The organism is Pseudomonas alloputida (assembly GCF_021283545.2).
GTDB lineage: Bacteria > Pseudomonadota > Gammaproteobacteria > Pseudomonadales > Pseudomonadaceae > Aquipseudomonas > Aquipseudomonas alloputida.
This window is the reverse complement of sequence record NZ_CP128540.1, coordinates 857,996-882,383: the sequence shown is the minus strand read 5'-3', so window position 1 is coordinate 882,383 and position 24,388 is coordinate 857,996. Positions and strand designations below refer to the sequence as shown.

Below are 24,388 nucleotides of genomic sequence, written 5' to 3'. Positions count from 1 at the left end.
TTTATTTTCGGAGGCAGCCATGCACGACCCTTCCGCCCACAGCAAGCCGCGTATCGCCATCAGCGCCTGCCTGACCGGGCACAGCGTGCGCTACAACGGCGGCCACAAGGCCTCCGACCTGTGCCGTAAACAGCTGGAACAGCACTTCGACTGGCTACCCGTGTGTCCGGAAGTGGCAATCGGCTTGGGTGTCCCGCGCGACCCGATTCGCCTGGTCGGCAACCCCGAGCAACCCGAAGTGGTCGGCACCCGCGACCCCGGCAAGGACCTGACCGACCCGCTGCGCACCTATGGCGAGCAGATGGCCAACGAGCTTGACGACATCTGCGGCTACATCTTCATGCAGAAGTCACCTTCATGCGGCCTGGAACGGGTAAAGGTTTATCAGGACAACGGCCACCCGGCCGTGCATGGTGGCCGTGGCGTCTATGCCCAGGCTTTCTGCGCATTGCGCCCGGACCTGCCAGTAGAAGAAGAAGGCCGCCTGCATGACCCTGTGCTGCGCGAGAACTTCATAAGCCGCGTTTACGCCTACGCCGACTGGCAGCGCCTGCTGGCCGAGGGCCTGAACCGTGGCGCGCTGGTGCGCTTTCATTCGCGCTACAAGTATTTGCTGATGGCCAACAATCCCCAGGCCTATCGCACCCTCGGCCGCCTGCTTGGCAGCATGAGCAAGGCTGATGAACCACAGAGCATCGGCCCGCGCTATTTCAGCCAGCTGATGCAGGCCCTGCGCCGCTGCGCCAGCCGCGGCACCCACAGTAACGTGCTGCAGCACCTGAGCGGCTACTTCAAGGATGCCCTGACGCAGCAGGACAAGGCGGAGTTGCAGGCAGTCATCGGCCAATACCAACAAGGCGTGGTACCACTGGTAGTGCCACTGACCTTGCTCAAACACCATTTGCGCAAGCACCCAGACCCCTACCTGCAGCAACAAGCCTACCTGCAGCCTCACCCCGAGAGCCTGGGCTTGCGCAATGCGGTCTGAGGACTTGCTGCCCATCGGCGAACTTGCCCGTCGCACTGGCGTCAACCCGGTCACCCTGCGCGCCTGGGAGCGCCGGTATGGGTTGCTCAAGCCACAGCGCACCGCCAAGGGGCATCGCCTGTACCCACTTGAGCAGGTCGAACGCGTCGAAGCCGTTCTGGCTTGGCTGCAGCGTGGCGCGTCGGTCGGCCAAGTCCGCGAGTTGCTCGACAAACCCGCCAGCACCCCACCGAAGGGTGACTGGCAAGCCCGGCAATTCCAGCTGATCGAAGCCATCGCCGGCCTTTCACAGCGCGCCCTCGACCAGCAACTCAACCAGGCCATGGCGCTGTACCCGGCGGTCACCCTGTGCGAGCAATTGCTGCTGCCGCTCCTCGACATGCTCGACCTGCGCTGGCGCAATTACTTCAACGCTCGGCTGGAGCAGGTGTTTTTTCACAGCTGGCTGCGCAGCAAGCTCGGTGCCCGCGTGTACCACGACAACCAGCTGCTGCAAGGGCCTGCCGTGTTGCTGGCCGAAGACAGCGAACGCACCTTCAGCCCGGACTTATGGTTGTGCGCCTGGCTACTCACCAGCAATGGCTTCCCGGTCGAGGTGCTCGAGCAGCCCGTCGCAGGCCCGCAATTGCTAAGCGCCGTCAACGCGCTCAAACCACGCGCCTTACTCCTGCACCTGGGGCCACGCATCGACGACAAGGCGTTGCTGCGCACCCTGCAAGGCTTGCCGATCCCCAAGCTGCTGGGCGGTGCCACGCTGGCCCTGCATGAAACCCGCTTGAAGGCTTTTGAGCTGCCCGACCTTTTCCTGTTCGACACCCCGCAGGCGGCATTGCGCGTGCTTCAAGCCCATGTTCGACAGCCTGTAGAGATAAATCCCCCATGCACCTGACCTGGCTGCGCAGCGACCTGCGTATCGATGACAACACTGCACTCAGCGCCTCTACCGAACGCGGCCCGACCATCGCCCTGTGGCTGGTCAGCCCCGGACAATGGCAAGCCCATGACGATGCCGACTGCAAAGTCGACTTCTGGCTACGTAACCTGCATGACCTGCGCCAATCACTGGAAAAGCTGAACATCCCCCTGCTGATCCGCACAATCGATACCTGGGACCAGGCGCCACAGGCGGTGCTCGATATCTGCCGCCAACATCAGGTGCAAAGCGTGCACTGGAACGAGGAGTACGGCATCAATGAGCAGCGCCGGGATGATGCCACCCGCGCAATGTTGGAAAAGTCGGCCATCCAGGCGCACAGCCACCTCGACCAGCTGTTCTTCCGTCCGGGCACCGTACTCACTCGCAGTGGCGATTACTTCCAGGTGTTCAGCCAGTTCAAGAAGACCTGCCTTGAGCATCTGCACCGCAGCCTGCCCGCCCTGGCACGGCGGGTGAAGCGCCAGGCCCCGCTGAACATCGGCAGCGACCCAATCCCGCAACATGTAGAGGGGTTCGGAAAAACCACGCCCGCATTGCGCGACCACTGGCCAGCCGGTGAAGCTGAGGCACAGTCCCGCCTGTCACGCTTCCTGGACGAAACCATCGACGACTACCACCACTTGCGCGACTTGCCTGCCAAGCCTGGTACCAGCCAGCTTTCCCCCTACCTGGCCGCCGGCGTGATTTCGCCCCGCCAATGCTTGCACGGTGCACTGGCCGGCAACCGGGGCGAGTTCGACAGTGGCAGCACAGGCGTGCAGACCTGGATCAATGAGCTACTCTGGCGTGAGTTCTACAAGCACATCCTGAGCGGTTATCCACAGGTCTCGCGCCACCGCGCCTTCCGCGCCCAGACCGAAGCCCTGCCCTGGCGTGACGCCCCGGCAGACCTGGCGGCCTGGGAGCAGGGCCGCACCGGCTTCCCGATCATTGATGCCGCCATGCGCCAATTGCTGCACACCGGGTGGATGCACAACCGCTTGCGCATGGTCGTGGCCATGTTCCTCAGCAAGAACCTGCTGATTGACTGGCGCAAGGGCGAGCGGCACTTCATGCGCCACCTGATAGACGGCGACCTGGCCGCCAACAACGGGGGTTGGCAGTGGAGTGCTTCCACCGGCACCGACGCGGTGCCCTATTTCCGTATCTTCAACCCGGTTTCACAGTCGCAGCGCTTCGATCCACAGGGTCGGTTCATTCGCCACTGGGTACCGGAACTACAGGAGCTCGATGAAAAAGCCATCCATCAACCCATTAAATCGACGGACCTTTTCGGTAATACTTCGTACCTAAGTCCAATCGTAGATCTCAGCAGCAGTCGCCAGCGGGCCCTGGAAGCATTCAAAGGGCTGCCACGCCGGCAGAATCAGGGGATAACGTCTTGATTAACTCGCGTAGTTTTTGGGTTACAGGCGCAAGCAACGGACTTGGCTTGGCTTTGGTGGAGCGGATGCTCGATGAAGGACATCGCGTTGCCGCGAGTGGCAAGGATAGCGATGCACTGGATGATTTGGGGGCACGCTACGGCAACCAATTGTTGCGTTTGCCGTGGCAGTTGCAGGAAGAACAACACGTCACCGATGCGTGCCAACAGATTTGCCATGCCTGGTGTTCGCTGGACGGGCTGATTCTCAACACCGGCACCACCGATTACCTGCCAGACAATGTCAGTGACAGTGAGCTGATCGAAGCGATCGTCACCACCAACCAGCTGGCCGCAGAGCATTGCCTGAGCAAAGCGCTGCCGTTGCTGACAAAGGGGCAGTCGCCCCAGGTGATGGGGCTTTTCAACCGCTATTCGGCGTTGCAGCTGTTTGCACCGACACAGGTGACTGCGGGCTGGAACAACTTGCCGCAATGGCTGCGTGAGCAGCGTAAGGCCCTTGAGGACCAAGGGGTAGCACTGACCATCGTAGCGCCACAATCGTTGAAGGTTACGGTAACGTCGGCACAGGCGATACCGGAGGCGTGGACGCCCGGCAGTGCCGCAGAGGAGTTGCTGCGCCGGTGGCCTCAGAGAGAACCGGAACTGGTCCTGGAGACGCTGGACCTTAGTAGCCTGTGGCCGCTGGCGCGTTGACCGCTGAAATCAGCATTACCTTCTTCGCGGGCAAGCCCGCTCCTGCAGATTACCCAGACCTTTAATGCTGTGGTATTCCGGCAGGAGCGGGCATTGCCCGCGAATGCAGGTGAATTCAGAGCGCCATTCTGTAATGCAGGCTGTAGCTTTCTACACCATCGTTGGGCTCTTTGATGCCGGCGTTGGAATAGTGAATCGCCCGCACCCCAATCTCATGCCCGCCGGCAAAGCGCAAACCAAAGCCAATGCGGTCCTCGAACTGGAACGCCGAACCCAGCTCGTTGCTTTCCAGCTCGGTGCTGGAGAACGCCGCCACCCCGATGCCGGCTTCGATGTAAGGCTTTACCGACTCCCCGGCAAATTCATAGACGAACACCGGCGCGAAGGACAGGCTGTGATTGCTCGCGGTCTCGTCGCCATCCCAGTAGGTGTAGGCCCCATCCCAATAGCCGGTCAGCCGACCAACGCTGGTCTGCCACCAACTCGCGTCCCAATTCGATTGCAGCCCTAGCCGGTAGACCATTGTCGAATCGCCAGTCTGCCCCACCGAAAACGAAACATCGGCAGCCTGTGCCGACATCGCTTGCCCCAAAACAAAGGCAGCAGCCGCTGCCAAGCCGAGCAGTTTCCTCATAAGAAACATCCTTCTTTCTGATGCTGTTATTTGTCCGCCTCATCTCAGGCAAAGCGGTAGAAAGCAGAAGTGGAACGATAGTTCAGCCTTTTTTCACGTTTTTTTCACAACGCAAAGCTTTGCACATCGTCGGACTTATGCCACAGCACAGGTAGGATTTTTCTTAAGGCTTCTGGGTCAGCGCTGGTCCAGAAGCGTGCAGCGCCGGCCGGGCCTTCGGCCAACAGATCATTGGCACCCAACAGCCGTTGCAACTGACGCGCCACGGCCGCGCCGGTGTCGATGATGGCCACGTCATCCGGGACCATGCCGGCCAGCAATGGGCGAAGGAAAGGGTAATGGGTGCAGCCGAGGATCAGCGTATCGCAACCTGCAGCCAGTAGCGGCTGCACATAACCTTGCAGCAGCTGGCGCACCGCCGGGCTTACCAGGTCACCGGCTTCGATCAGCTCGACCAGCCCCGGGCAAGGCTGGGTAATAACCTGTACGTCATTTGCGAAGCGATCGAGCAAGGCTGCGAACTTGGCACTCTGCAGGGTACCGGTGGTGGCCAGCACACCGACCACGCCCGAGCGGGTGGCTGCCGCTGCAGGCTTGACGGCCGGTTCCATGCCCACCAACGGCCAGGTCGGATACAACTCACGCAGGTCGGCCACTGCCGCCACCGTGGCAGTGTTGCAGGCCAGGACCATGGCCTTTGCGCCTTGTTCATGGAAGAACCCGGCAATGCGTCGGCAGCGCTCGCGGATATAGTCCGGCGACTTCTCACCGTAGGGTATATGCCCGCAATCGCCCACATACAGCAACGTTTCGTTGGGCAGCAGGCGCTGGATCTCGGCCAGCACCGACAATCCGCCAACCCCCGAGTCCATGACGCCGATCGGCGCCGAGCGCTCAGCCATCGCGCTTACCACAGACCGTGCAAGCCGGGTCGCGCTTGACACGAAGCTCGCGGATACGGGTGCCGAGGGCATCGATCAACAGCAAGCGGCCGACTAACGGCTCACCGAAGCCCGCCAGCAGCTTCATCGCCTCCAGCGCCTGCAGGCTACCCACCAGCCCCACCAGCGGGCCAATGACGCCTGCTTCGCTGCAGGTCAGTTCAGCTTCGCTACCATGCCCGTACAGGCAGTGATAGCACGGACTGTAGTCACGCCGCGGGTCGAACACCGACAGCTGACCTTCCAGACGGATTGCCGCTCCGCTGACCAGCGGCTTGCCGGCGGCGACACAGGCAGCGTTGACCGCCTCGCGGGTAGAGAAATTGTCGGAGCAGTCCAGCACCAGGTCGACCGCCGCCACCGCAGCCACCAGCGAGTCCTCGTCCAGTGCCTGGCGGTGAGCAACCAGGCTGACTTCCGGGTTGATTGCCTGCAAGCGCTGCAAGGCCGAGTCGACCTTGCTCATGCCAACGCTGGCACTGTCGTGGATGACCTGGCGTTGCAGGTTGGTCAGGTCGACGGTGTCGAAGTCGGCCAGGTGCAGCTCACCCACGCCAGCGGCGGCCAGGTACAGGGCGACTGGCGAGCCCAGGCCACCCAGCCCGATGATCAGCGCTTTGCTCTGCTTGAGCCGCAGCTGGCCATCGATGTCGATCTGGGACAGCAGCACCTGGCGGCTGTAACGCAGCAGTTCCTGATCACTCAGCATGACAGTCGCCCCAGGGTAATGCGTTCATGGCCGCCCAGGTCCGTGCGGCTGGCCACCTCGATAAAGCCATGTTCAGCCAGCAGAGCACGTACCGCTGCCGCCTGATCGTAGCCATGTTCCAGCAGCAGCCAACCACCTGGCAACAAGTGCGCGGGGGCCTGGGCGGCGATCACGCGAAGGTCGTCCAGGCCATCGGCACCGGCCACCAGGGCACTGCTGGGTTCGAAGCGCACGTCGCCGGCCACCAGGTGCGGGTCTTCAGCGGCGATGTAGGGCGGGTTGCTGACAATGAGGTCGAAACGCTCCGCGGCCAGGCTGTCGAACCAGTGGCTCAGCCGTACCCGAGCGTTGGCCAGGCCCAACCGCTGGCGGTTGCGCTCGGCGAGGGCAGCAGCCTCCTCTACCCGGTCAACCGCTGTCACCTGCCAGGCCGGGCGCTCGCTGGCCAGCGCCAGAGCGATGGCACCCGTACCGGTACCCAGGTCGAGAACCTTGGCGGGCGAAGCGGGTTGCAGTTCAAGCGCCGTCTCGACCAGCAGCTCGGTATCCGGCCGCGGGATCAGGGTATGCGGCGCGACCTCCAGGTCGATCTTCCAGAAGCCCTGCAGCCCAAGGATATAGGCCACTGGCTCGCCGCCACGGCGGCGCTTCAGGTAGCCGGCATAGGTCTCGGCATCTTCGCTGCTGACAATACGCTCGGGCCAGGTATGCAGGTAGCTGCGCGATTTACCGATGGCCGCAGCCAGCAGCAGTTCGGCATCCAGGCGCTCAGTGGGCGATTCAGGCAACTGCGCGTTGCGCAACAGGCTGGCGATGACAGTCATCAGTCCCCCAAGGCGGCCAGTTGATCGGCCTGGTATTCGGCCAGCAGCGGTTCGATCACCGCGTCTACGCCACCGCTGAGGATGTCGTCCAACGAATACAGGGTCAGGTTGATGCGGTGATCGGTCACCCGCCCCTGTGGATAATTGTAGGTGCGGATGCGCTCGGAGCGGTCACCGGAACCCACCAGCAGCTTGCGCTCACTGGCAAGGGCGTTCTGCGCGGCACTGGTCTGCATGTCGTTCAGCTTGGCCGACAGCCAGGACATGGCGCGAGCACGGTTCTTGTGCTGCGAGCGCTCCTCCTGGCATTCGACCACGATACCGGTGGGCAAGTGAGTGATACGGATCGCCGAATCGGTCTTGTTGACGTGCTGGCCGCCGGCACCGGAGGCACGGTAGGTATCCACGCGCAAGTCGGCCGGGTTGATTTCGATGGCGGCCTGCTCGTCCGGCTCGGGGAGCACCGCCACCGTGCACGCGGAAGTGTGGACACGGCCTTGGGACTCGGTCTCGGGCACACGCTGAACCCGGTGTGCACCGGATTCGAACTTGAGCTTGCCGTAGACATTCTCGCCCTCGACGCGGGCAATGATTTCCTTGTAACCGCCGTGCTCGCCTTCGTTCTCGGACAAGATCTCCAGGCGCCAGCCGCGCTTTTCGGCGTAGCGCGAATACATGCGGAACAGGTCACCAGAGAAGATGGCTGCCTCGTCGCCACCCGTACCGGCGCGGATTTCGAGAAACACGTTGCGACCGTCGTTGGGGTCTTTGGGCAGCAGCATGCGTTGCAGCTGCGCCTCCAGGGTCAACAGTTGCTCCTTGGCTTCACGCACCTCTTCCACGGCCATTTCACGCAGGTCCGGGTCACTGTCCTTGAGCAGCGCCTGGGCGCCTTCGAGGTCGTCCTGGACTTTACGCCACTCTTTATAAGCAGCGTAGACCGGCTCTACCTCGGCATACTCGCGGGAGTAGGCGCGAAAACGCGTCTGGTCGGAAATAACCTCGGCGTCACCGAGCAGGGCGGTGAGTTCTTCAAAACGGTCCTGGAGGATTTCCAGTTTGTTCAGCAGCGACGCTTTCATTGCGGGGATTTGTCCGTGGAGCCCTCGTTGAGGGCAAAGAGTTCCTGGGCCATGGCCAGCGCATCGAGGCGACCCTCGGCCGAGAGCTTTTTCAGCTGCACGCTGGGCGCATGCAGGAGTTTGTTGGTCAGGCCCCGGGCCAGCTGGGCCAGCACGTCTTCGGGGTTGCCGCCATTGGCCAGCAGGCGCAAGGCCTTTTGCAGTTCTTCGTCGCGAAGGCGCTCACTTTGCTGGCGATAGGCCCTGAGCACGTCCACTGCAGCCAGTTCGCGCAGGCGCAGCATGAAGTCTTCGGCGCCCACGGATACCAGCTCTTCGGCCGCCTGGGCCGCGCCCTGGCGGCTCTTGAGGTTTTCCGCCACTACATCGTGCAGGTCGTCGACGGTGTACAGGTAGACATCATCCAGCTCGCCGACTTCGGTTTCGATATCGCGAGGTACAGCGATGTCGACCATGAAGATGGGCTTGTGTCGGCGCTGTTTCAGTGCGCTCTCGACCGCGCCCTTGCCCAGAATCGGCAACTGGCTGGCGGTGGAACTGATCACGATGTCACTGTTGGCCAGTTCCTGGGGGATGTCTGCCAGCAGCACGGCATGCGCGCCGAACTGCTCGGCCAGGATGCTGGCGCGCTCCAGGGTGCGGTTGGCCACCACGATACGGCGTACGCCCTGCTCGTGCAGGTGGCGGGCGACCAGGGTGATGGTTTCGCCGGCACCGATCAGCAGGGCCTGGCTGCGGCCCAGGTCGGCGAAAATCTGCTTGGCCAGGCTGACCGCGGCGAACGCAACCGAAACCGGGTTTTCACCGATGGCCGTATCGGTACGCACCTGCTTGGCGGCGCTGAAGGTGGCCTGGAACAGGCGCCCGAGCAACGGCCCGACGGTACCGGCTTCGCGGGCCACGGCGTAGGCGGACTTCATCTGGCCCAGGATCTGAGGCTCGCCCAGAACCAGCGAGTCCAGGCCCGAAGCCACACGCATCATGTGCTTCACGGCGTCGTGCTCTTCATGCACGTAGGCGCTGGCGCGCAGCTCGTCGATGCTGAGGCGGTGATAGTCGGCCAGCCACTGCAGCACGGCGTCGGCGGACAGGTGGTCCTGCTCTATATAGAGCTCACTGCGGTTGCAGGTCGACAGGATCGCCGCCTCGCGGCTGGACGTCAGTCGGCAGAGCTGCTGCAGGGCGTCTACCAGCTGCTCTGGGGTAAACGCCACGCGCTCGCGTACGTCTACCGAGGCAGTCTTATGGTTGATACCAAGTGCAAGAAAGGCCATGCAAGGTCGCTGGTTGTGACGGGAAGCCGATAATTGTCCTCTTTCGCAGGTTTTTGGACAACCACCGTTCGCTATTGTGCTGATAGCGCAGCGGCTATCGCCTTTTCGTAGCCTGCCCTAGCGGTGTTTTCAGGTCTTGCCGGCTTTTGATCTGGCTTTTGATCCTGATCTTGATCTTCGCGACTTCAGGAGGCCGAACGCAGGCCTTGCGCAGGGAGGTGACGGGCATGGATGCCCGTCAAGCGCTGTGCCCGAGGATGGGGCCTGCAGCGCGGTCCTCCCGGGAGCAAGCCCTACGCTCGGCCTCCTGAAGTCGCAATCTGCAGCGCCTGATCAACCGCGCGCTTAGAAGCGACAGTAAGAGCAAAAGCCAGAGCCATCGGCTCGACATCGCCCTAGCCAACTACGCCGACCGGGTCGAGAAGACTTTTGACATATTTCCAAAAGATTTATCCACAGTCTTGTAGTCCATTTCCCAAATACATGCCCAACTGTTGCCCTACCCTCCTTCCGGACCTAGTCTTCACCGCTACATCGATATTCCTCACTGAGACAGCGATACGAGTTGGATTGCATCGAGCTATCAGTCAGTCGGTTTCCAGCTATTAATTTTGCCGATGTTTAGAAGTTTTATTGATGAGGTTTAGCAGCGGTAATGATGAACTGGAATGATGCACACTTACTTGGTGACACACCAACAAGAAGCATTTTTATATTTCAGTTTTGTTAAGCTTATCTTAAAAACGATTTCCAATGCAGGGTATGCTTCGTGCATGGCAGGAAGCTATATAATAGGCGCGAGCAATGGAAGAATTTGCAGTATCTCGTAGGCACTCAGTGCTTCTTTGGGGCGTTAACTTGTGTGCTATTTCGGCCTCTACGCTGAGCTATATTTATTTTTCCTACTATATTTATGCTCATACTGCTAGTCTAATACTTTCCCAAGTGGTGCTGTTTGCACCAATGGTTCTACCGGTAATTCTTGTCGCTCCAATCTACCGACTGGCTGACTATCTAGCACCTCGCACCTTGCTGTGGAGTGCCAACTTGCTGTCGCTGGGCTGCGCGGCGGCCACCTACAAAATCCTGCCACATCATGTGGAAGTCGTCGTGTTAGGCGCGGTAGTCATTGGCACCCTGGATGCGCTGCAACGGGTAGGGCGTATTGTTGCCATCAAGTGTTATTTCCCGGGTGCGCAAATCGCCAGCTCAGTGCCTCTGACACTCACCGCACAATTCATTGCCGGCGGCCTGGCAGGCATCAGTCTGCTACTGTTCAAAGCCAACATGACGCCTGGGTTAGCCCTGCTCATTACTGTCAGTCTTTTTTCCATCGCGGCTTTGGCGGCCTATCTACTACCTGCGCCAACAAAGCCTCCGATCACCGTGCAGGTCGCACCAAGACTATTGACTGCCCTTGGTTCGCTTTTGCATGAGTATCCCGCGTTACGCCTCAGCCTCTATCAGTTCATCGTCTTCGTCAGCCTTTTTCAGGGCTTCTTCAATGTGTCCAGGGTGCTGTTACCGGCCTATGTGCTGGGCTTGGGAGAGGTGTATGTCGGTTTGTTGCAGGCCGTCAATAGTGTGGCAGCTTTGGTGGGCGCAGTACTGTTCTATCGTTTGGGCAAGTGTAATGTGCAACCGCTACCTATGCCGATGGCTGTAGTCAGCGGCCTGTTCATGATGCTCGCAGCGTTCGGCCATGATATTCAGTCCAGTTACATCGCGTATTTTCTCTACATATTCTTTTTCGAACTGGCATTTTTCAAATTGCAAGCCGATCTTGTCAGGAGCACACCTACCAGCGCCATGCCGTTGATGGCATCTGTCCAGTATGCGGGGGTCTACTTAGGCATGATAATCACCATCTTCGCCGGCTCAATACTGGTTAAGTATGTTGGCCTGTTCAGCACGAGCATTATCTTCGTTGCTTTCTATTTCGTCGCATCCAACGCCCTGCGAACGACAGTTCGCGATCAAGGGAAAACAACCTGTCTAAATAATTTCTTCAAGGAGAACAATATGCCCACATTGGCGCGTGTGTTTCCGTTCGTCCGTCTTTTGGATTTGGCGAACATATTAACAATGTTCAATATCGGCCTGGCCTTCGGTACTGTTTATTTTGCGTTGCAAAGACGGTTTGTTCTGGCGGCGACGATGATTTGCCTGGCCGCGATGCTCGATTTCCTTGACGGCCACATAGCCCGGCGCTACCTGGCTGCGAACAGCGCGCAACGGGCCTTCGGCAAGCATCTAGACAGTTTTGCCGACTTGCTCAATTTCAGCATCACGCCAGCCCTTGTCATCCTAATCCTCGACCAGTCTCTTTCGGCCACGCTGGCCGCAGTAACTCTGGTTTTCACGGCCATTTTGCGGCTATCGCTGTTTGGCATGCCCGGCACATCGGCTGGCGGGGGATATCAGGGGCTACCCACCACATATTCAGGATTTGTCTTTGCGCTGGCGCTGATGGGGTTATCGGCCGGGCATTACGGTGCCGGTGTGATCGTCGGCCTAATGGCCCTGGTCGGCATCCTCCAGGTCACCAGCTTGAGAATTCCCAAGTATGGCGCACCTTCGACGGTCGCTTGCTTCGCAATGCTGTTCGGGCTCAGCACTATTTACTTTCATCCCTGGTAATCCGAGGTTCCAATGAAACACGTGGTTTTCGTCGACAGCACCGTAAGCGGCCTGCTGGCTTTTGAGGCAGCCAAACGGCTTGGCTGCCACGTCACCTTCATTCATCAGCGCGACGCCTCGTTCCTGACGATCTCGATCAAGGACGACACCTCCCGTCTCGAGCCTTACCTGCGATATGTGGATGCTTATTTGCGTATCGATAATCTGGAAGGCGGCGAATTCAGCCGGTTGTTGGCCAACCTGCACGCAGAGCGCCCTATTGACGCCCTGATCTCTACCTCTGAAGCAGCCATAGTACCGGTGGCGCGGGAGGCCCAGCGCATCGGCACCCTCTACCCGAGGTACGAAGCTCTGTGCGGGGCGGTATACAAGAGTCGACTGCGCGAAACGCTGCGGGCACACGGACTACGCTCTCCTGATTTTGAAGTACTAAGCGAGGAGCAACTGATCAATGGGGTCGTTCCGAGTTTGTCGCTGCCATTCGTTGTCAAGCCGACCCGAGGGTTCGCCAAGCAGTTTTCCGCCATATGCCATAGCCAGACCGACTTTGACGCCTTTCTCGCCGAGCTGCGCCAGAGTCGCAAGGGTGCTGATCCTATGATCGACCACTTGGTAAGCCGCGACTATCTGGTCGAGCAATACATCGACGGTACATTGCATTCAGCGGAAGTCATCGTCCAGGACACCAAGGTCTCCTGCTTTGCGACCACCATCCGTTTCCGCGCCGACCATAGCGAAATATTAGAAATGACCGCGACCATGCCGTCAGGCCTTGACGCAGCACAGCGCGACGAGATCAAAGCATATGTGCAGGCAGTGTTCAGCGCTCTGGGGCTGGATGTTGGCCTTTATCATGTTGAACTGTTGCGCGATGCCAAAGGGCCCTGTCTAGTGGAGATCAACGCACGCATGATGGGTAGCGTAGCGCCGCAGATGTACCGGATGCTGACCGGCATCGACCCGTTCGAACTGCTAGTCCGTCTGCATCTGGGCGAGCCCATTCTAATTGACGACTCAGTGCTTCAGCGCGCAGGTAGCGTCGTAACTGTCGCCTCCCGCAATGGCGGTCATATCGCCCACGACTACGACCCCGACACCCTACAGCCATTACTGGACAAGTACGCCATCCGGTTTTGCACCGCCCACGTTGCGCCTGGCCAGGCGGTAAACGTCTATAGCGGCAACATCGGCACAATTGGCCACGTCATCGTTGAGGACGACTGCCCCCACTCTGCGGCGAAAAAGGGCAATCGCTTCCTACGCGAGCTGTCCTCACTTTACGGCCTTGAACTCGCGACTTATACCGGCGCCGAATTGGCTTAAACCTGACATGAACTGACAGCCCCCTGCAACGGACTGATTCGACTGATTAGGGAAGACATATGCACTCAGTAAATCCTTCTCCCGTGTTCGCTTTTTCCGGCAAGGCCGATACCCTGCAGCAACTGGCACCACTTCTGAGCACCGGGCAAGTGTTGCCCCTTCATCGATTCACCGTGGCACAGTGGCGGGAGGACTGGCAGGCAGTGATCGCGCACTGTCAGGCGTTCTTTGGCGATGAGCCGCTGATTGTACGATCCAGCTGCCTAGCCGAAGACCGCGACGGCCATTCCGGTGCAGGAATGTACGCGTCAGTTCTAGATGTGTGTGGCGGCCAGGCACTCGGCGAAGCCATCAAGACGGTGATCGCCTCCTACGGCCTAGCTCGCGAGCGCGATGATGTGCTGGTGCAGCAGATGGCGAGAGGAGTATTGGCCAGCGGAGTGGCGATGACCCGTGATCCAGAGACGGGTTTGCCATATTACGTAGTTGACTATGTACCAGGTGCCAGTACTGACGGTGTCACTACCGGCAACGAGACTGTGCATGCTTTCGTCTCCCTTGGCAGCGAAGCGGCAAGCGAGCCTGCGGAATTACCAGGGTTGTTTGCTTTGCTCGAAGAGGTACAAGTTCTAACCGGGCGCGATGCCTTGGACATAGAGTTCGCGATCACTGTCGATGGCCCTCTGCTATTCCAAGTACGTCCCATGACCGCAGATGGGCCCCGTAATGCCAGCGCACTTGCCGACGCCCAACTACGCAAAGTTTTGGAGCACGAGGTTTCCCAGCTCGAAGAGCTGATCTGCAAGCAACACCATCTGCGTCCTACGTCGACCGCCTTCCTTGGCCTTATGCCGGACTGGAACCCGGCGGAAATGATCGGTATCAAGCCGCGAGCGCTAGCCTACTCGCTATATAAGGAGCTGATCACTGACCTTAATTGGGCCTCTGCCAGATTCCGATACGGCTACCGGGATCTGCGGCGCAAACCGCTGATGTACCAGGTGGGTGGCTCTCCTTACATCTGCATTGCCCACAGCATCGAGTCATTCATCCCGGCCTCGGTACCTCAAGATGTTGCCGAGCGCGTAGTCGAACAGTGCGGCGAGTACTTGGCCATGCATCCTCATCTGCATGACAAGATCGAGTTCGCGATCATTCCTACTTGCTTCACGCCAGAGCTTACTAGCCCCGATGCCGCTGCCGCGCTGCCGGCGCTCCGGACTCTTAGTACCAGGCAGCACGAATGCTAGTTGAACGAGCTACGCCAGTTGACCGAGCACATTATTTCCCCCAGCGGCCCGTTCTTCTCCGACCTGACACGTCTACCGAGTATTACTGACAAGGTGCAGAGTTTAATGGCGAGGCAACCTCGGGGCGAGTCCTTGCAACGTATGAGGAATGCTCTATCGGCGGCCAACGTGGTCGCTGAAGTATTCGCTGGCGCTGCCCGTGCAGCGTTCGTAGGTACCGCAATAATTAAATCGCTGGAAACAGCGGGGGTAGTATCTGCCGGTTTCATCGATCATGTGACCGGAGGGGTCAATAGTATCGGTCGCGAGATGGCCAGCGATTTCCAGACGTTGCATAAGGACGATTTCCTAAAGCTCCACGGTCATGTCCGGCCAGGTACCTACGATATACGTGTGGCGCGCTACGACGAGACTCCGGAGAGTTATTTTGACTGGCAGCGCCCATTACAACGCCCCCCAAAATCTACGAACGGGCTAACTGTATCTCGGGCCCAGGTCAACGCCATGCAGCAAGCTTTCGACCAGTGCGGTCTTAACGTTTCCGCCGAGCAGTTCCTCCAATTTGCTCAAGCCGCTATTGCATCGCGCGAGAAGCTCAAATACCTCTATGCAGCGTTTGTTTCGGATGTTTTGCGCTCACTATGCGATTGGGGTGAGGTACATGGTCTTGACCGCGACCAACTCAGCTTTGCGCAAATCACCGACTTTACCCGCGGTTACGCCGACATTGATCGCAAACGTTTGCACCAAGCGATTGCCCACAACCGCAGCCGCTGGTATGAAACGCAGTTAGTCCGTACGCCAAGCATCATTTGTCAGCCGCAAGATCTATTCGGCCATCGAGTGCACTGGTGCAATCCCAACTTCATCACTCGAAGTGCCACTCATGCGCGGGTGGCCCATGTGCTTCCAGGGCAATTGGCACCGGACATAGAGGGTTGCATTGTCTTAATCGAAAACGCTGATCCGGGTTTTGATTGGATTTTTACCCACCGCATTGCTGGTTTCATCACCGCCTACGGAGGCGAGAACTCGCATATGTCGATCCGAGCCCGAGAGTTCGCCATTCCCGCAGCTATCGGCGTGGGCGATACTCGATTCAAAACCCTATTGGCGGCGACAAGCCTGCTGCTCGACTGCGCCGAGCGGCGTATACAGGTGCTGGCATGATTTTGGTTGGGATGACCATGCTCAGGCAGTTCAACGCCGAACGCCAGGAATGGCGGGACGCGCTCGACCAGCGCTGGGTTGAATTCTTAGACCAATGTGGGCTGACCCCGCTGTACCTTCCAAACGATCCAAGAGTCAGCATGGCGTTAGTCCAATCATTGCGCCCTCAGGGCCTCCTGCTTACCGGTGGAGGGAGTTGCCAGGCCCTGAGTGGGACAGCCGACACACGCGACGTCACTGAGAGGGTCTTGCTTGATCTTGCGGAAAATCTACGGCTTCCGGTGCTCGGTGTATGCCGCGGCATGCAGGTAATGTTGACGCGAGCTGGCGGCACTTTGGAACGCTTGGCCGGCCATGTAGGTGAGCACATGATCAACATGCAAGAACAACGGCGGCGAGTGAATTCCTATCATGAATACGGCTTTCGCGAGGCGCCCGACGGCTACCGCGTACTAGCCCTGGCCGACGACGGCGTGATCGAGGCTGTGTATGACGACCACCGTCGGCATACCGGGATCATGTGGCACCCCGAGCGAGAACTACCTGCCGATCCATTGGATATTCAACGCGTGCGACATGCCTTCGGAGCTTTTTCATGAAAGCCGTCATTCTTGCTGCTGGTCGCGGGAGCCGCTTACAAGCCCTGACCGATGAACGCCCCAAGGCCTTGGTACCCTTTAACGGTGTGCCACTGCTACAGCGCGCGATTGAAACGCTCCGTCGATGCGATGTCAGCGAGGTTGGCATCGTTGCAGGCTATCGAAGCGAAATGCTTGCACCATTCGCCGACACTTTGTTTTACAACCACCGCTGGCACAGCTCCGGTATTTTCAGCTCTCTAAATTGCGCCAGCGATTGGTTGAGCGCAGAGCCTTGCCTTGTTAGCTACGGTGACATCTTCTACGACAGCACCCTAGTATCCGAGCTAATTAACCATCCAGCCGATATTGTCCTGGGCTACGATCCCGCTGCAGTGCGTCTCTGGCAGCAACGCTTCAACGATCCGCTACCAGATCTGGAGAACTTCCGCTTAGTCGATGGATGGGTGAGCGCTATTGGACAGACCGCTACCAGTCTTGAAGTCATTCAGGGCCAGTACATGGGCTTGTTCAAAGTCACGCCAGCGGGTTGGCAGGCGTTGAAAAAGCAATTGCAAGGGCTCACGCCTCAGGCACGCGACCAAACTGACATGACATCGCTTTTAGGGACACTCGTCAGCGAAGGTTTTCCAGTCGCCGGCGTGGCGACGCACGCTCCCTGGGGAGAAATTGACTGCCCCAGCGACGTGGCACTATACGAGCGGATCTATCCTGACCGGTGATCTCGACAAAATTGTCGGTGCGACTAACCCTGACGGTAGATTCGAGGATCGCGGCGGGTAAATGGCTCAAGGTTTTTCAGGCTGCACCTGGTTGAAAACGCCTTCGCCCGGTTGAAGCACTAGCGGGCGGCCGCATCGCGCTTCGACAAGCTCAAGCGGAATTATGAAAGCGCAGTGGCCATGGCCTGCGCCTTTCTTTGGCTATACATGTGAAACGGGAACAGCCCCTAACTCCGCACATTACGCGTAAGCGTCCGCCCAACTCACCTTGCGTAAGTCAGGCCGGTACCCACTGATGCGGCAGCAACTGCCCGATCTCACTGGCCCGTTGGGTCGGCAGCCGCGTCAGCACATCCTTGAGATAGGCATACGGATCATGCCCATTCATGCGTGCCGACTGGATCAAGCTCATGATCGCCGCCGCGCGTTTGCCGCTGCGCAACGACCCGGCAAACAACCAGTTCGAGCGCCCGAGTGCCCATGGCCGTATCTGGTTCTCGACCTGGTTGTTGTCGATGGGCACAGCCCCATCGTCCAGGTAGCGCGTCAGCGCTACCCAGCGTTTCAGGCTGTAATCGAGGGCTTTGGCCGTGGCTGATCCGTTGGGCACCAGGTCACGCTGGGCCAACATCCACTCATGCAGTGTTTTGCTGATCGGTACCGCTAGTTCCTGACGTATTCGCCAACGATCTTCATCACTCATGTCTCGCGCCTGGCGTTCGACCTCGTACAGGCCGCTGATCGAGTGCAGCGCCTGTTCGGCCAATTGGCTTTTGTTCGCCACATGCAGATCGAAAAACTTGCGACGGGCGTGGGCCATGCAACCGATTTCAGTGATGCCTTGTTCAAACCCGGCTTTGTAGCCAGCGAAGTCGTCGCAGACCAGCTTGCCGTTCCAGTCACCCAGGAAGTTGCGCGCATGTTCGCCAGCACGGCTTGGGCTGAAGTCGTAAACCACCGCCTTGAGCGCCGAAAACGGCGTGGTGCTGTAGGCCCAGACATAAGCCCGGTGGGTTTTCTTCTCGCCTGGCGCAAGCATTTGCACCGGTGTTTCGTCGGCGTGGATCACACCCTGGTTCAGCACCGCTTCACGCAGTGCATCGACCAACGGCTGAAGTCGCACACCGGTTTGTCCAACCCACTGCGCCAGGGTCGAGCGAGCAATTGCCAGCCCGGCGCGGCCAAAAATCTTCTCCTGCCGATACAGCGGCAAGTGATCGGCAAACTTGGCCACCATCACGTGGGCCAACAAACCTGAGGTCGGGATACCTTTATCGATAACCTGCGCCGGCACCGGCGCCTGGATCAGTGTTTCACACTGACGGCAGGCCCATTTGCCCCGCACATGTTGCTCGACGGTAAACACGCCCGGCGTGTAATCCAGCTTTTCGCTGACGTCTTCGCCGATGCGTTGGAGCTGGCAACCACAGGCGCACTGAGTGTTTTCGGGTTCATGGCGAATGACGGTGCGTGGAAACTGCGGCGGCAAGGGCGCACGTTTCGGGGATTGCCGTGGTTCGGACTGTGGCGCAGCTGGGAGGAGCTGTTTTAGCTCGGCCTCGATAGCTTCAAGGTCTGTGTCGAGCAGGTCATCCAGCAAGCTGCTTTGAGCCGGGCTGATTTGCTCGCTGCGCTTGGCAAACTTGTGCCGTTTGAGCAGGGCGATTTCGAACTTGAACTGTTCGATGAGGATTTCATCGTTTTGGATCTTCCTGCTCATCGCCTCGACCTGTGATTGCAACTGCAACGCCTGTGCCGCCAAGGCACGAAGCTGTTCCGGGGTCATCTGGTCGAGGTTGGGCGAGAAAGTCATGCCGCCGATTGTGCCAGAGCAGGCGCGGGACGACGACAAGTAGACCGGCCAAATGGCCGGCGTTTACAGCATGCTGATCACACCGCCGGCGCCAACGCGCTGCCACGGCAAGCCCAGTACCAACGCCTGGAGTTGTTCGTTGTCGAGCTCGACCTCGCAGCCATGGCGAATGCCGGGCCAGTGGAACTTGCCTTGGTTCAGTCGCCGTGCGGCAAGCCAGACGCCCACGCCGTCGTGCACCAGCACTTTCATCCGGTTGGCCCGGCGATTGGCGAACAGATAAGCGCAGTGCGGCTTCGCCGCACCAAACACCGCGATTACTCGGGCTAAAGCGGTTTCGGTACCGGCGCGCATGTCCATCGGCTCGGTGGCCAGCCAGATCGCATCGATGCGGATCATTGAGAGACAGCCCGGATAAATTGCGCGCAGCCCTCAGGATCTGAGGTTGGCCATTTCACCGTGATCACTTGCCCGGCCATGGGCAACTCGATGATCACTGACGCCTCGACTGGCCGTTTAGGTGGGGCTTTTAGCGGGACGAAAGCCGGTAGTGAAGCTGCTGCAGGCTGATCTCGATAGAGCGGCAGCCATTTGCGGATGACGTTGGCATTGATGCCGTGGCTGATGGCAACACTGGACACCGTCGCGCCAGGTTGCAGGCATTCCTGAACGACTTGGGCTTTGAATGGTTTCGGATAAGAGCTTCGTTGGCGCATGGAAATCCTGGCGATAAGGGTGATCGCGTCCGCTTAAAAATACGCGGACACCATCGCCCTTAATGCTGGAGTTCGGAAGGTGAGTTCGCCGGACGCTTACCATTACGCTTCTCATGGCGCTTGTGCTCTCCCATTTCCTACTTCCAGGGACGTAAAATATAAAGGCAGGGGCTGGGTCATTGCGTCAGAAGCCCCCTCGAACCTCTCCCCTACCCCGCTGTCCTACTCAGCACCACCCAGCCTGTAAACCACGACCTTCGCAGGTGGGTTTGCCTCCGCGCTTGTGTCATCATGCTCCGACCGCCGGTGAGTCCTCCTATAAGCCTTTCTATGAACAAACCATACGCATTGCTGCTTGCCTTCGCCCTGCTACAGGGCTGCCAAAGCCTGGCCCCGCAAAAGGCCGAGCCTCCCGTCGCCGAAGCTGGCAAGGGCGAGGCGGAAAAGCCCGTGGTGTATGGCTCGTTCAAGCAGGACACACTCTATAGCCTGTTGGTGGCAGAGCTGGCCGGCCAGCGCAACCGTTTCGACATCGCCCTGGCCAACTACACCGATCAGGCGGCAAAAACCCAGGACCCCGCAGTTTCCGAGCGCGCCTACCGCATTGCCGAGTATCTCGGCGCCGACGAGCCGTCACTGGAGAATGCACTGGTCTGGGCGCGCAACGACCCGCAGAACCTCGACGCCCAGCGCGCCGCGGCCATCCAGCTGGCCCGCGCCGGTCGCTATGACGAGTCCATGACCTACATGGAAAAGGTACTGCAGGGCCAGGGCGACACCCACTTCGACTTCCTCGCCCTGTCCGCAGCCGAAACCGACCAGAGCACCCGCGACGGCCTGCTACACAGTTTCGAACGCCTGCTGGTGAAATACCCCGACAACGGCCAGCTGATATTCGGCAAGGCCCTGCTGCTGAACCAGGACGGCAAGACCGAAGAAGCCCTGGAACTGCTCGAGTCGCACCCGGCACAAAACGGCGAAGTCGCCCCGATCCTGCTGCGCGCCCGTCTGCTGCAGGCCCTGGACCGAGGTCCGGAGGCCCTGCCACTGCTGCGCGGGGCGATTCGCGACAACCCGGACGACAAACGCCTGCGCCTGACTTACGCTCGCACCCTGGTCGAACAGGACCGTATCGCCGATGCCAAAGGCGAGTTCATCAGCCTGGTCCAGCAATACCCCGATGATGACGAATTGCGCTACTCGCTGGCGCTGGTGTGCCTGGAGAACAAAGACTGGGATGAAGCCGAAGGCTACTTGCAGGAGCTGGTCGAGCGCGACAGCTACGTTGACGCCGCGCACCTGAACCTGGGCCGCATCCACGAGGAGCGCCACGACCCTGCTGGCGCTCTGCGTGAATACGCCCTGGTCGGCCCGGGCCCAGACTACCTGCCGGCACAACTGCGCCAGGCCGACATCCTGATCGCCAACGGCCGCGGCACCGAGGCCTCGCGCCTGCTCGCCGACGCGCGCGAAGCCCAGCCAGACTACGCCATCCAGCTATTCCTGATCGAATCGGAAAGCTACAGCAACAACAACAAGGACGCCCAGGCCAACCAGGTGCTGCAACAAGCCATCCAGCGCTACCCGGACGACCTCAACCTGCTTTACACCCGCGCCATGCTGGCCGAGAAGCGCAACGATTTGACGCAGATGGAAAAAGACCTGCGCGCCATCATCACCCGCGAGCCAGAAAACGCCATGGCCCTGAACGCCCTTGGCTACACACTGGCCGACCGCACCACCCGCTATACCGAAGCCAAGGCGCTGATCGACAAAGCCCACCAGCTGACCCCCGATGACCCGGCAGTGCTCGACAGCCTGGGTTGGGTCAACTATCGCCTGGGCAACCTCGACGCAGCTGAAACCTACCTGCGCCAGGCCTTTGCCAACTTCCCCGACCACGAAGTGGCCGCCCACCTGGGCGAAGTGCTGTGGGCCAACGGCAAGCGCCGCGAAGCCCGCCAGGTATGGGCCAAGGGCTTCGAAGCCCAGGCCGACAGCCCTATCCTGCGCAAGACCCTCTTGCGCCTGACCGGATCCGAGACTCTTTAACGCCATGTTCCTGCGCCATTGCATCACCTTTACCTTGATCGCCCTGCTGGCCGGCTGCGCCGGCTTCGGTAGCCGTGAGGCCCTGCAGGGCCACGGCGACCCGCAACAGTGGCGCGCCCACAAAGCGCAGCTGAGCAGCCTCGATGGCTGGCAGATCAACGGCAAGGTCGGCATCCGCGCCCCGCGCGATTCCGGCAGCGGTACGCTGTTCTGGCTGCAACGCCAGGATTATTACGACATTCGCCTGGCCGGCCCGCTGGGCCGTGGCGCCGCGCGCCTTACCGGCCGCCCGGGTGGCGTGGTGCTGGAAGTGGCCAACCAGGGCCGCTACGAAGCCACCAGCCCGGAAGCCCTGCTGGAAGAACAACTGGGCTGGCAGCTGCCGGTTTCGCATCTGGTCTGGTGGGTGCGCGGCCTGCCCGCCCCCGACAGCAAGAGCAAGCTGACCCTCGATGGCGACAGCCGCCTGGCCAGCCTCGACCAGGATGGCTGGCAGGTGCAGTACCTGAGCTACACCGAACAGAACGGCTACTGGTTGCCCGAGCGCCTGAAGCTGCACGGCAAGGACCTGGACGTGACCCTGGTGGTCAAGGACTGGCAGCCGCGCCAGCTGGGGCATTGATCGCATGCAAAAGCTCACCCTGCCCGCCCCGGCCAAGCTCAACCTGTGGCTGCACATCATCGGCCGCCGCGCAGACGGCTACCACGAACTGGAAACGGTGTTTCAGTTTCTAGACCATGGCGACGAACTGAGTTTTGCCCTGCGTGACGATGGCGTGATCCGCTTGCACACCGAGATCGAGGCCGTCCCCCACGACAGCAACCTGATCGTACGGGCCGCGCGCATGCTGCAAGCACAATCGGGCACCACGCTTGGCGCCGACATCTGGCTGACCAAGGTACTGCCCATGGGCGGAGGTATCGGCGGTGGCAGCTCAGACGCCGCGACCACCCTGCTGGCCCTGGCCCACCTGTGGCAACTGGACTGGGACGAAGACCGCCTGGCCGCACTGGGCCTGAGCCTGGGCGCCGATGTGCCGGTGTTCGTACGCGGCCACGCAGCATTCGCGCAAGGCGTAGGCGAACAACTGACCCCGGTCGACCCGATCGAACCCTGGTATGTCGTGCTGGTGCCGCAAGTGTCTGTCAGCACAGTAGAAATTTTTTCACATCCACAGTTGACACGTGATTCTCTCCCCCTTAAGATGCGCCCCGTTCCCGAGGGAAACAGTCGAAATGACTGCCAACCGGTGGTAGAGCAGAATTACCCAGAAGTTCGCAATGCGTTGAATTCACTGGGAAAATTCACTGAGGCTCGACTAACCGGCACTGGAAGTTGTGTGTTTGGGGCCTTCCCAAGCAAAGCCGAAGCTGATAAAGTTCTGGCCCTTCTTTCAGCGACCCAAACAGGGTTTGTGGCCAAAGGAAGCAATGTTTCGATGTTGCATCGTAAGCTGCAAAGTCTGGTCAAGAAGTCGAGCGCATGAGCGTTCGCAGCAACAGATACAGGGGCGTCGCCAAGCGGTAAGGCAGCAGGTTTTGATCCTGCCATGCGTTGGTTCGAATCCAGCCGCCCCTGCCATTTTCCTTATACTCATCCAGGTATACCCTCAGCCTTCAGGTACTGCGCGTGTCCAAGATGATGGTCTTTACGGGGAACGCTAACCCCGATCTGGCTCGGCGTGTCGTACGTCAGCTGCATATCCCTCTCGGTGACGTCTCTGTCGGTAAATTCTCCGACGGCGAGATCAGTACTGAGATCAATGAAAATGTTCGCGGTAAAGACGTTTTCATTATTCAGCCGACCTGCGCCCCGACCAACGATAACCTGATGGAACTGGTAGTGATGGCCGACGCCTTCCGCCGCTCCTCAGCATCCCGAATCACCGCCGTGATTCCCTACTTCGGATATGCCCGCCAGGACCGCCGTCCGCGTTCGGCACGTGTAGCCATCAGCGCCAAAGTCGTTGCTGACATGCTCACTGTCGTAGGTATCGACCGTGTACTCACCGTCGACCTGCACGCTGACCAGATTCAAGGCTTCTTCGATATCCCCGTCGACAACATCTACGGCTCGCCCGTACTGGTTGACGACATCGAAGACCAGCGTTTCGAGAACCTGATGATCGTCTCCCCGGACATCGGTGGTGTCGTGCGCGCACGCGCTGTCGCCAAGTCCCTGGGCGTCGATCTGGGTATCATCGACAAACGCCGCGAAAAGGCTAACCACTCCGAGGTTATGCACATCATCGGCGACGTCGAAGGGCGCACCTGCATCCTGGTAGACGACATGGTCGACACCGCCGGCACCCTGTGCCACGCGGCCAAGGCCCTGAAAGAGCACGGCGCTGCCAAGGTTTACGCCTATTGCACGCACCCTGTCCTGTCGGGCCGCGCAATCGAGAACATCGAGAAGTCGGTACTGGACGAGCTGGTGGTGACCAACACCGTTCCGCTGTCTGCCGCTGCTCAAGCCTGTGACCGTATCCGCCAGCTGGATATCGCACCGGTTGTCGCTGAAGCGGTACGCCGCATCAGCAACGAAGAATCGATCAGCGCGATGTTCCGCTAAGCGGGACACGTGTTGATGTGAAGCGCCCCGCCCCAACCTGTGTTGGGGCGGGGCTTTTTTGC

At 59.8% G+C, this 24,388-nt stretch carries 23 protein-coding genes, 1 tRNA gene and 1 pseudogene; 16 read left to right on the top strand and 9 right to left on the bottom strand.

The window, feature by feature from the left end:
* Positions 1–19: 19 nt before the first annotated feature.
* The 4 genes from LU682_RS04025 to LU682_RS04010 are packed head-to-tail and all read left to right on the top strand — an operon-like array spanning position 20 to position 4,005.
* A complete protein-coding gene (locus LU682_RS04025; RefSeq protein WP_010951986.1) occupies positions 20–988 on the top strand; it encodes a YbgA family protein in 969 nt (322 codons plus the stop codon).
* Positions 978–1,877 (top strand): MerR family transcriptional regulator, encoded by a 900-nt coding sequence (locus LU682_RS04020; protein WP_010951985.1) that lies wholly within the window; start codon positions 978–980, stop codon positions 1,875–1,877. The genes LU682_RS04025 and LU682_RS04020 overlap by 11 nt, the downstream gene beginning before the upstream one ends.
* The gene (phrB, locus tag LU682_RS04015; protein ID WP_010951984.1) at positions 1,868–3,310 is read left to right on the top strand and encodes a deoxyribodipyrimidine photo-lyase; all 1,443 of its coding nucleotides are present in this window, start codon (positions 1,868–1,870) and stop codon (positions 3,308–3,310) included. The genes LU682_RS04020 and phrB overlap by 10 nt, the downstream gene beginning before the upstream one ends.
* Positions 3,307–4,005: an SDR family oxidoreductase gene (locus LU682_RS04010; RefSeq protein WP_010951983.1), complete on the top strand. Its 699-nt coding sequence runs from the start codon at positions 3,307–3,309 to the stop codon at positions 4,003–4,005. The genes phrB and LU682_RS04010 overlap by 4 nt, the downstream gene beginning before the upstream one ends.
* 115 nt (positions 4,006–4,120) lie before the next feature.
* Here the strand turns inward: LU682_RS04010 and LU682_RS04005 are convergent, their stop codons facing one another.
* The 6 genes from LU682_RS04005 to hemA all read right to left on the bottom strand — a co-directional run bounded on the left by LU682_RS04005 (position 4,121) and on the right by hemA (position 9,469).
* The gene (locus tag LU682_RS04005; protein ID WP_003247385.1) at positions 4,121–4,639 is read right to left on the bottom strand and encodes an acyloxyacyl hydrolase; all 519 of its coding nucleotides are present in this window, start codon (positions 4,637–4,639) and stop codon (positions 4,121–4,123) included.
* A 104-nt stretch (positions 4,640–4,743) separates the two neighbouring features.
* Complete coding sequence (gene murI / locus LU682_RS04000; RefSeq protein ID WP_010951981.1) at positions 4,744–5,541, bottom strand: glutamate racemase; 798 nt, start codon at positions 5,539–5,541, stop codon at positions 4,744–4,746.
* On the bottom strand, positions 5,534–6,289 hold the full coding sequence (locus LU682_RS03995) for a molybdopterin-synthase adenylyltransferase MoeB (protein WP_010951980.1): 756 nt from the start codon (positions 6,287–6,289) through the stop codon (positions 5,534–5,536). The genes murI and LU682_RS03995 overlap by 8 nt, the downstream gene beginning before the upstream one ends.
* Positions 6,283–7,113, bottom strand: a complete 831-nt coding sequence (gene prmC, locus LU682_RS03990; protein ID WP_010951979.1) for a peptide chain release factor N(5)-glutamine methyltransferase — start codon at positions 7,111–7,113, stop codon at positions 6,283–6,285. The genes LU682_RS03995 and prmC overlap by 7 nt, the downstream gene beginning before the upstream one ends.
* Complete coding sequence (gene prfA / locus LU682_RS03985) at positions 7,113–8,195, bottom strand: peptide chain release factor 1 (protein WP_010951978.1); 1,083 nt, start codon at positions 8,193–8,195, stop codon at positions 7,113–7,115. Before prfA ends, prmC begins: the two co-directional genes overlap by 1 nt.
* Positions 8,192–9,469, bottom strand: coding sequence for a glutamyl-tRNA reductase (gene hemA, locus LU682_RS03980; RefSeq protein ID WP_010951977.1), 1,278 nt, complete (start codon positions 9,467–9,469; stop codon positions 8,192–8,194). Before hemA ends, prfA begins: the two co-directional genes overlap by 4 nt.
* Before the next feature lie 804 nt (positions 9,470–10,273).
* On the opposite strand from hemA, the gene LU682_RS03975 reads away from it, so the two are divergent.
* The 7 genes and pseudogenes from LU682_RS03975 to LU682_RS03945 all read left to right on the top strand — a co-directional run.
* Complete coding sequence (locus tag LU682_RS03975; RefSeq protein WP_061405570.1) at positions 10,274–12,109, top strand: CDP-alcohol phosphatidyltransferase family protein; 1,836 nt, start codon at positions 10,274–10,276, stop codon at positions 12,107–12,109.
* Positions 12,110–12,121: 12 nt separating this feature from the next.
* On the top strand, positions 12,122–13,432 hold the full coding sequence (locus LU682_RS03970) for an ATP-grasp domain-containing protein (protein WP_010951975.1): 1,311 nt from the start codon (positions 12,122–12,124) through the stop codon (positions 13,430–13,432).
* Positions 13,433–13,491: 59 nt separating this feature from the next.
* Entirely contained in the window at positions 13,492–14,682 is a 1,191-nt protein-coding gene (locus LU682_RS03965) for a PEP/pyruvate-binding domain-containing protein (protein WP_010951974.1), read from the top strand.
* The gene (locus LU682_RS03960) at positions 14,683–15,852 is read left to right on the top strand and encodes a PEP-utilizing enzyme (protein ID WP_010951973.1); all 1,170 of its coding nucleotides are present in this window, start codon (positions 14,683–14,685) and stop codon (positions 15,850–15,852) included.
* Positions 15,849–16,451 (top strand): type 1 glutamine amidotransferase, encoded by a 603-nt coding sequence (locus tag LU682_RS03955; protein ID WP_010951972.1) that lies wholly within the window; start codon positions 15,849–15,851, stop codon positions 16,449–16,451. The genes LU682_RS03960 and LU682_RS03955 overlap by 4 nt, the downstream gene beginning before the upstream one ends.
* Entirely contained in the window at positions 16,448–17,173 is a 726-nt protein-coding gene (locus tag LU682_RS03950) for a phosphocholine cytidylyltransferase family protein (protein ID WP_010951971.1), read from the top strand. Before LU682_RS03955 ends, LU682_RS03950 begins: the two co-directional genes overlap by 4 nt.
* Before the next feature lie 81 nt (positions 17,174–17,254).
* Positions 17,255–17,386, top strand: a pseudogene (locus LU682_RS03945) (IS5/IS1182 family transposase); the annotation flags it as partial.
* Between the two features lie 64 nt (positions 17,387–17,450).
* Here the strand turns inward: LU682_RS03945 and tnpC are convergent.
* The 3 genes from tnpC to tnpA form a co-directional block, all read right to left on the bottom strand.
* A complete protein-coding gene (gene tnpC / locus LU682_RS03940) occupies positions 17,451–18,986 on the bottom strand; it encodes an IS66 family transposase (RefSeq protein ID WP_014754844.1) in 1,536 nt (511 codons plus the stop codon).
* Between the two features lie 63 nt (positions 18,987–19,049).
* Complete coding sequence (gene tnpB, locus LU682_RS03935; RefSeq protein WP_014754843.1) at positions 19,050–19,385, bottom strand: IS66 family insertion sequence element accessory protein TnpB; 336 nt, start codon at positions 19,383–19,385, stop codon at positions 19,050–19,052.
* The gene (gene tnpA / locus LU682_RS03930; protein WP_014754842.1) at positions 19,382–19,702 is read right to left on the bottom strand and encodes an IS66-like element accessory protein TnpA; all 321 of its coding nucleotides are present in this window, start codon (positions 19,700–19,702) and stop codon (positions 19,382–19,384) included. Before tnpA ends, tnpB begins: the two co-directional genes overlap by 4 nt.
* 330 nt (positions 19,703–20,032) lie before the next feature.
* Between tnpA and LU682_RS03925 the strand changes: the two genes are divergently transcribed.
* From LU682_RS03925 to LU682_RS03905, 5 genes are all read left to right on the top strand, one after another.
* Positions 20,033–21,754 carry a tetratricopeptide repeat protein gene (locus LU682_RS03925; RefSeq protein ID WP_010951970.1) on the top strand — a complete coding sequence of 574 codons (1,722 nt, stop codon included), beginning with the start codon at positions 20,033–20,035 and terminating at the stop codon, positions 21,752–21,754.
* 4 nt (positions 21,755–21,758) lie between these two features.
* The gene (gene lolB / locus LU682_RS03920) at positions 21,759–22,376 is read left to right on the top strand and encodes a lipoprotein insertase outer membrane protein LolB (protein WP_010951969.1); all 618 of its coding nucleotides are present in this window, start codon (positions 21,759–21,761) and stop codon (positions 22,374–22,376) included.
* A 4-nt stretch (positions 22,377–22,380) separates the two neighbouring features.
* Positions 22,381–23,241, top strand: a complete 861-nt coding sequence (gene ispE, locus LU682_RS03915; RefSeq protein WP_010951968.1) for a 4-(cytidine 5'-diphospho)-2-C-methyl-D-erythritol kinase — start codon at positions 22,381–22,383, stop codon at positions 23,239–23,241.
* A gap of 20 nt (positions 23,242–23,261) precedes the next feature.
* A tRNA-Gln gene (locus LU682_RS03910) sits at positions 23,262–23,336 on the top strand.
* A 48-nt stretch (positions 23,337–23,384) separates the two neighbouring features.
* A complete protein-coding gene (locus tag LU682_RS03905) occupies positions 23,385–24,326 on the top strand; it encodes a ribose-phosphate pyrophosphokinase (RefSeq protein WP_003247410.1) in 942 nt (313 codons plus the stop codon).
* Positions 24,327–24,388 lie beyond the last annotated feature (62 nt).

What these genes read in the sequence shown, in the direction of transcription:
- phrB (WP_010951984.1), top strand. Translation starts at nt 1,868, where the DNA reads ATGCACCTGACCTGGCTGCGCAGCGACCTGCGTATCGATGACAACACT.
- LU682_RS04020 (WP_010951985.1), top strand. Translation starts at nt 978, where the DNA reads ATGCGGTCTGAGGACTTGCTGCCCATCGGCGAACTTGCCCGTCGCACT.
- LU682_RS04025 (WP_010951986.1), top strand. Translation starts at nt 20, where the DNA reads ATGCACGACCCTTCCGCCCACAGCAAGCCGCGTATCGCCATCAGCGCC.
- murI (WP_010951981.1), bottom strand. Translation starts at nt 5,541, where the DNA reads ATGGCTGAGCGCTCGGCGCCGATCGGCGTCATGGACTCGGGGGTTGGC.
- LU682_RS03955 (WP_010951972.1), top strand. Translation starts at nt 15,849, where the DNA reads ATGATTTTGGTTGGGATGACCATGCTCAGGCAGTTCAACGCCGAACGC.
- prmC (WP_010951979.1), bottom strand. Translation starts at nt 7,113, where the DNA reads ATGACTGTCATCGCCAGCCTGTTGCGCAACGCGCAGTTGCCTGAATCG.
- prfA (WP_010951978.1), bottom strand. Translation starts at nt 8,195, where the DNA reads ATGAAAGCGTCGCTGCTGAACAAACTGGAAATCCTCCAGGACCGTTTT.
- tnpA (WP_014754842.1), bottom strand. Translation starts at nt 19,702, where the DNA reads ATGCGCCAACGAAGCTCTTATCCGAAACCATTCAAAGCCCAAGTCGTT.
- LU682_RS03970 (WP_010951975.1), top strand. Translation starts at nt 12,122, where the DNA reads ATGAAACACGTGGTTTTCGTCGACAGCACCGTAAGCGGCCTGCTGGCT.
- tnpC (WP_014754844.1), bottom strand. Translation starts at nt 18,986, where the DNA reads ATGACTTTCTCGCCCAACCTCGACCAGATGACCCCGGAACAGCTTCGT.
- tnpB (WP_014754843.1), bottom strand. Translation starts at nt 19,385, where the DNA reads ATGATCCGCATCGATGCGATCTGGCTGGCCACCGAGCCGATGGACATG.
- LU682_RS03995 (WP_010951980.1), bottom strand. Translation starts at nt 6,289, where the DNA reads ATGCTGAGTGATCAGGAACTGCTGCGTTACAGCCGCCAGGTGCTGCTG.
- hemA (WP_010951977.1), bottom strand. Translation starts at nt 9,469, where the DNA reads ATGGCCTTTCTTGCACTTGGTATCAACCATAAGACTGCCTCGGTAGAC.
- LU682_RS03965 (WP_010951974.1), top strand. Translation starts at nt 13,492, where the DNA reads ATGCACTCAGTAAATCCTTCTCCCGTGTTCGCTTTTTCCGGCAAGGCC.
- ispE (WP_010951968.1), top strand. Translation starts at nt 22,381, where the DNA reads ATGCAAAAGCTCACCCTGCCCGCCCCGGCCAAGCTCAACCTGTGGCTG.
- LU682_RS04005 (WP_003247385.1), bottom strand. Translation starts at nt 4,639, where the DNA reads ATGAGGAAACTGCTCGGCTTGGCAGCGGCTGCTGCCTTTGTTTTGGGG.
- lolB (WP_010951969.1), top strand. Translation starts at nt 21,759, where the DNA reads ATGTTCCTGCGCCATTGCATCACCTTTACCTTGATCGCCCTGCTGGCC.
- LU682_RS03975 (WP_061405570.1), top strand. Translation starts at nt 10,274, where the DNA reads ATGGAAGAATTTGCAGTATCTCGTAGGCACTCAGTGCTTCTTTGGGGC.
- LU682_RS03925 (WP_010951970.1), top strand. Translation starts at nt 20,033, where the DNA reads ATGAACAAACCATACGCATTGCTGCTTGCCTTCGCCCTGCTACAGGGC.
- LU682_RS03950 (WP_010951971.1), top strand. Translation starts at nt 16,448, where the DNA reads ATGAAAGCCGTCATTCTTGCTGCTGGTCGCGGGAGCCGCTTACAAGCC.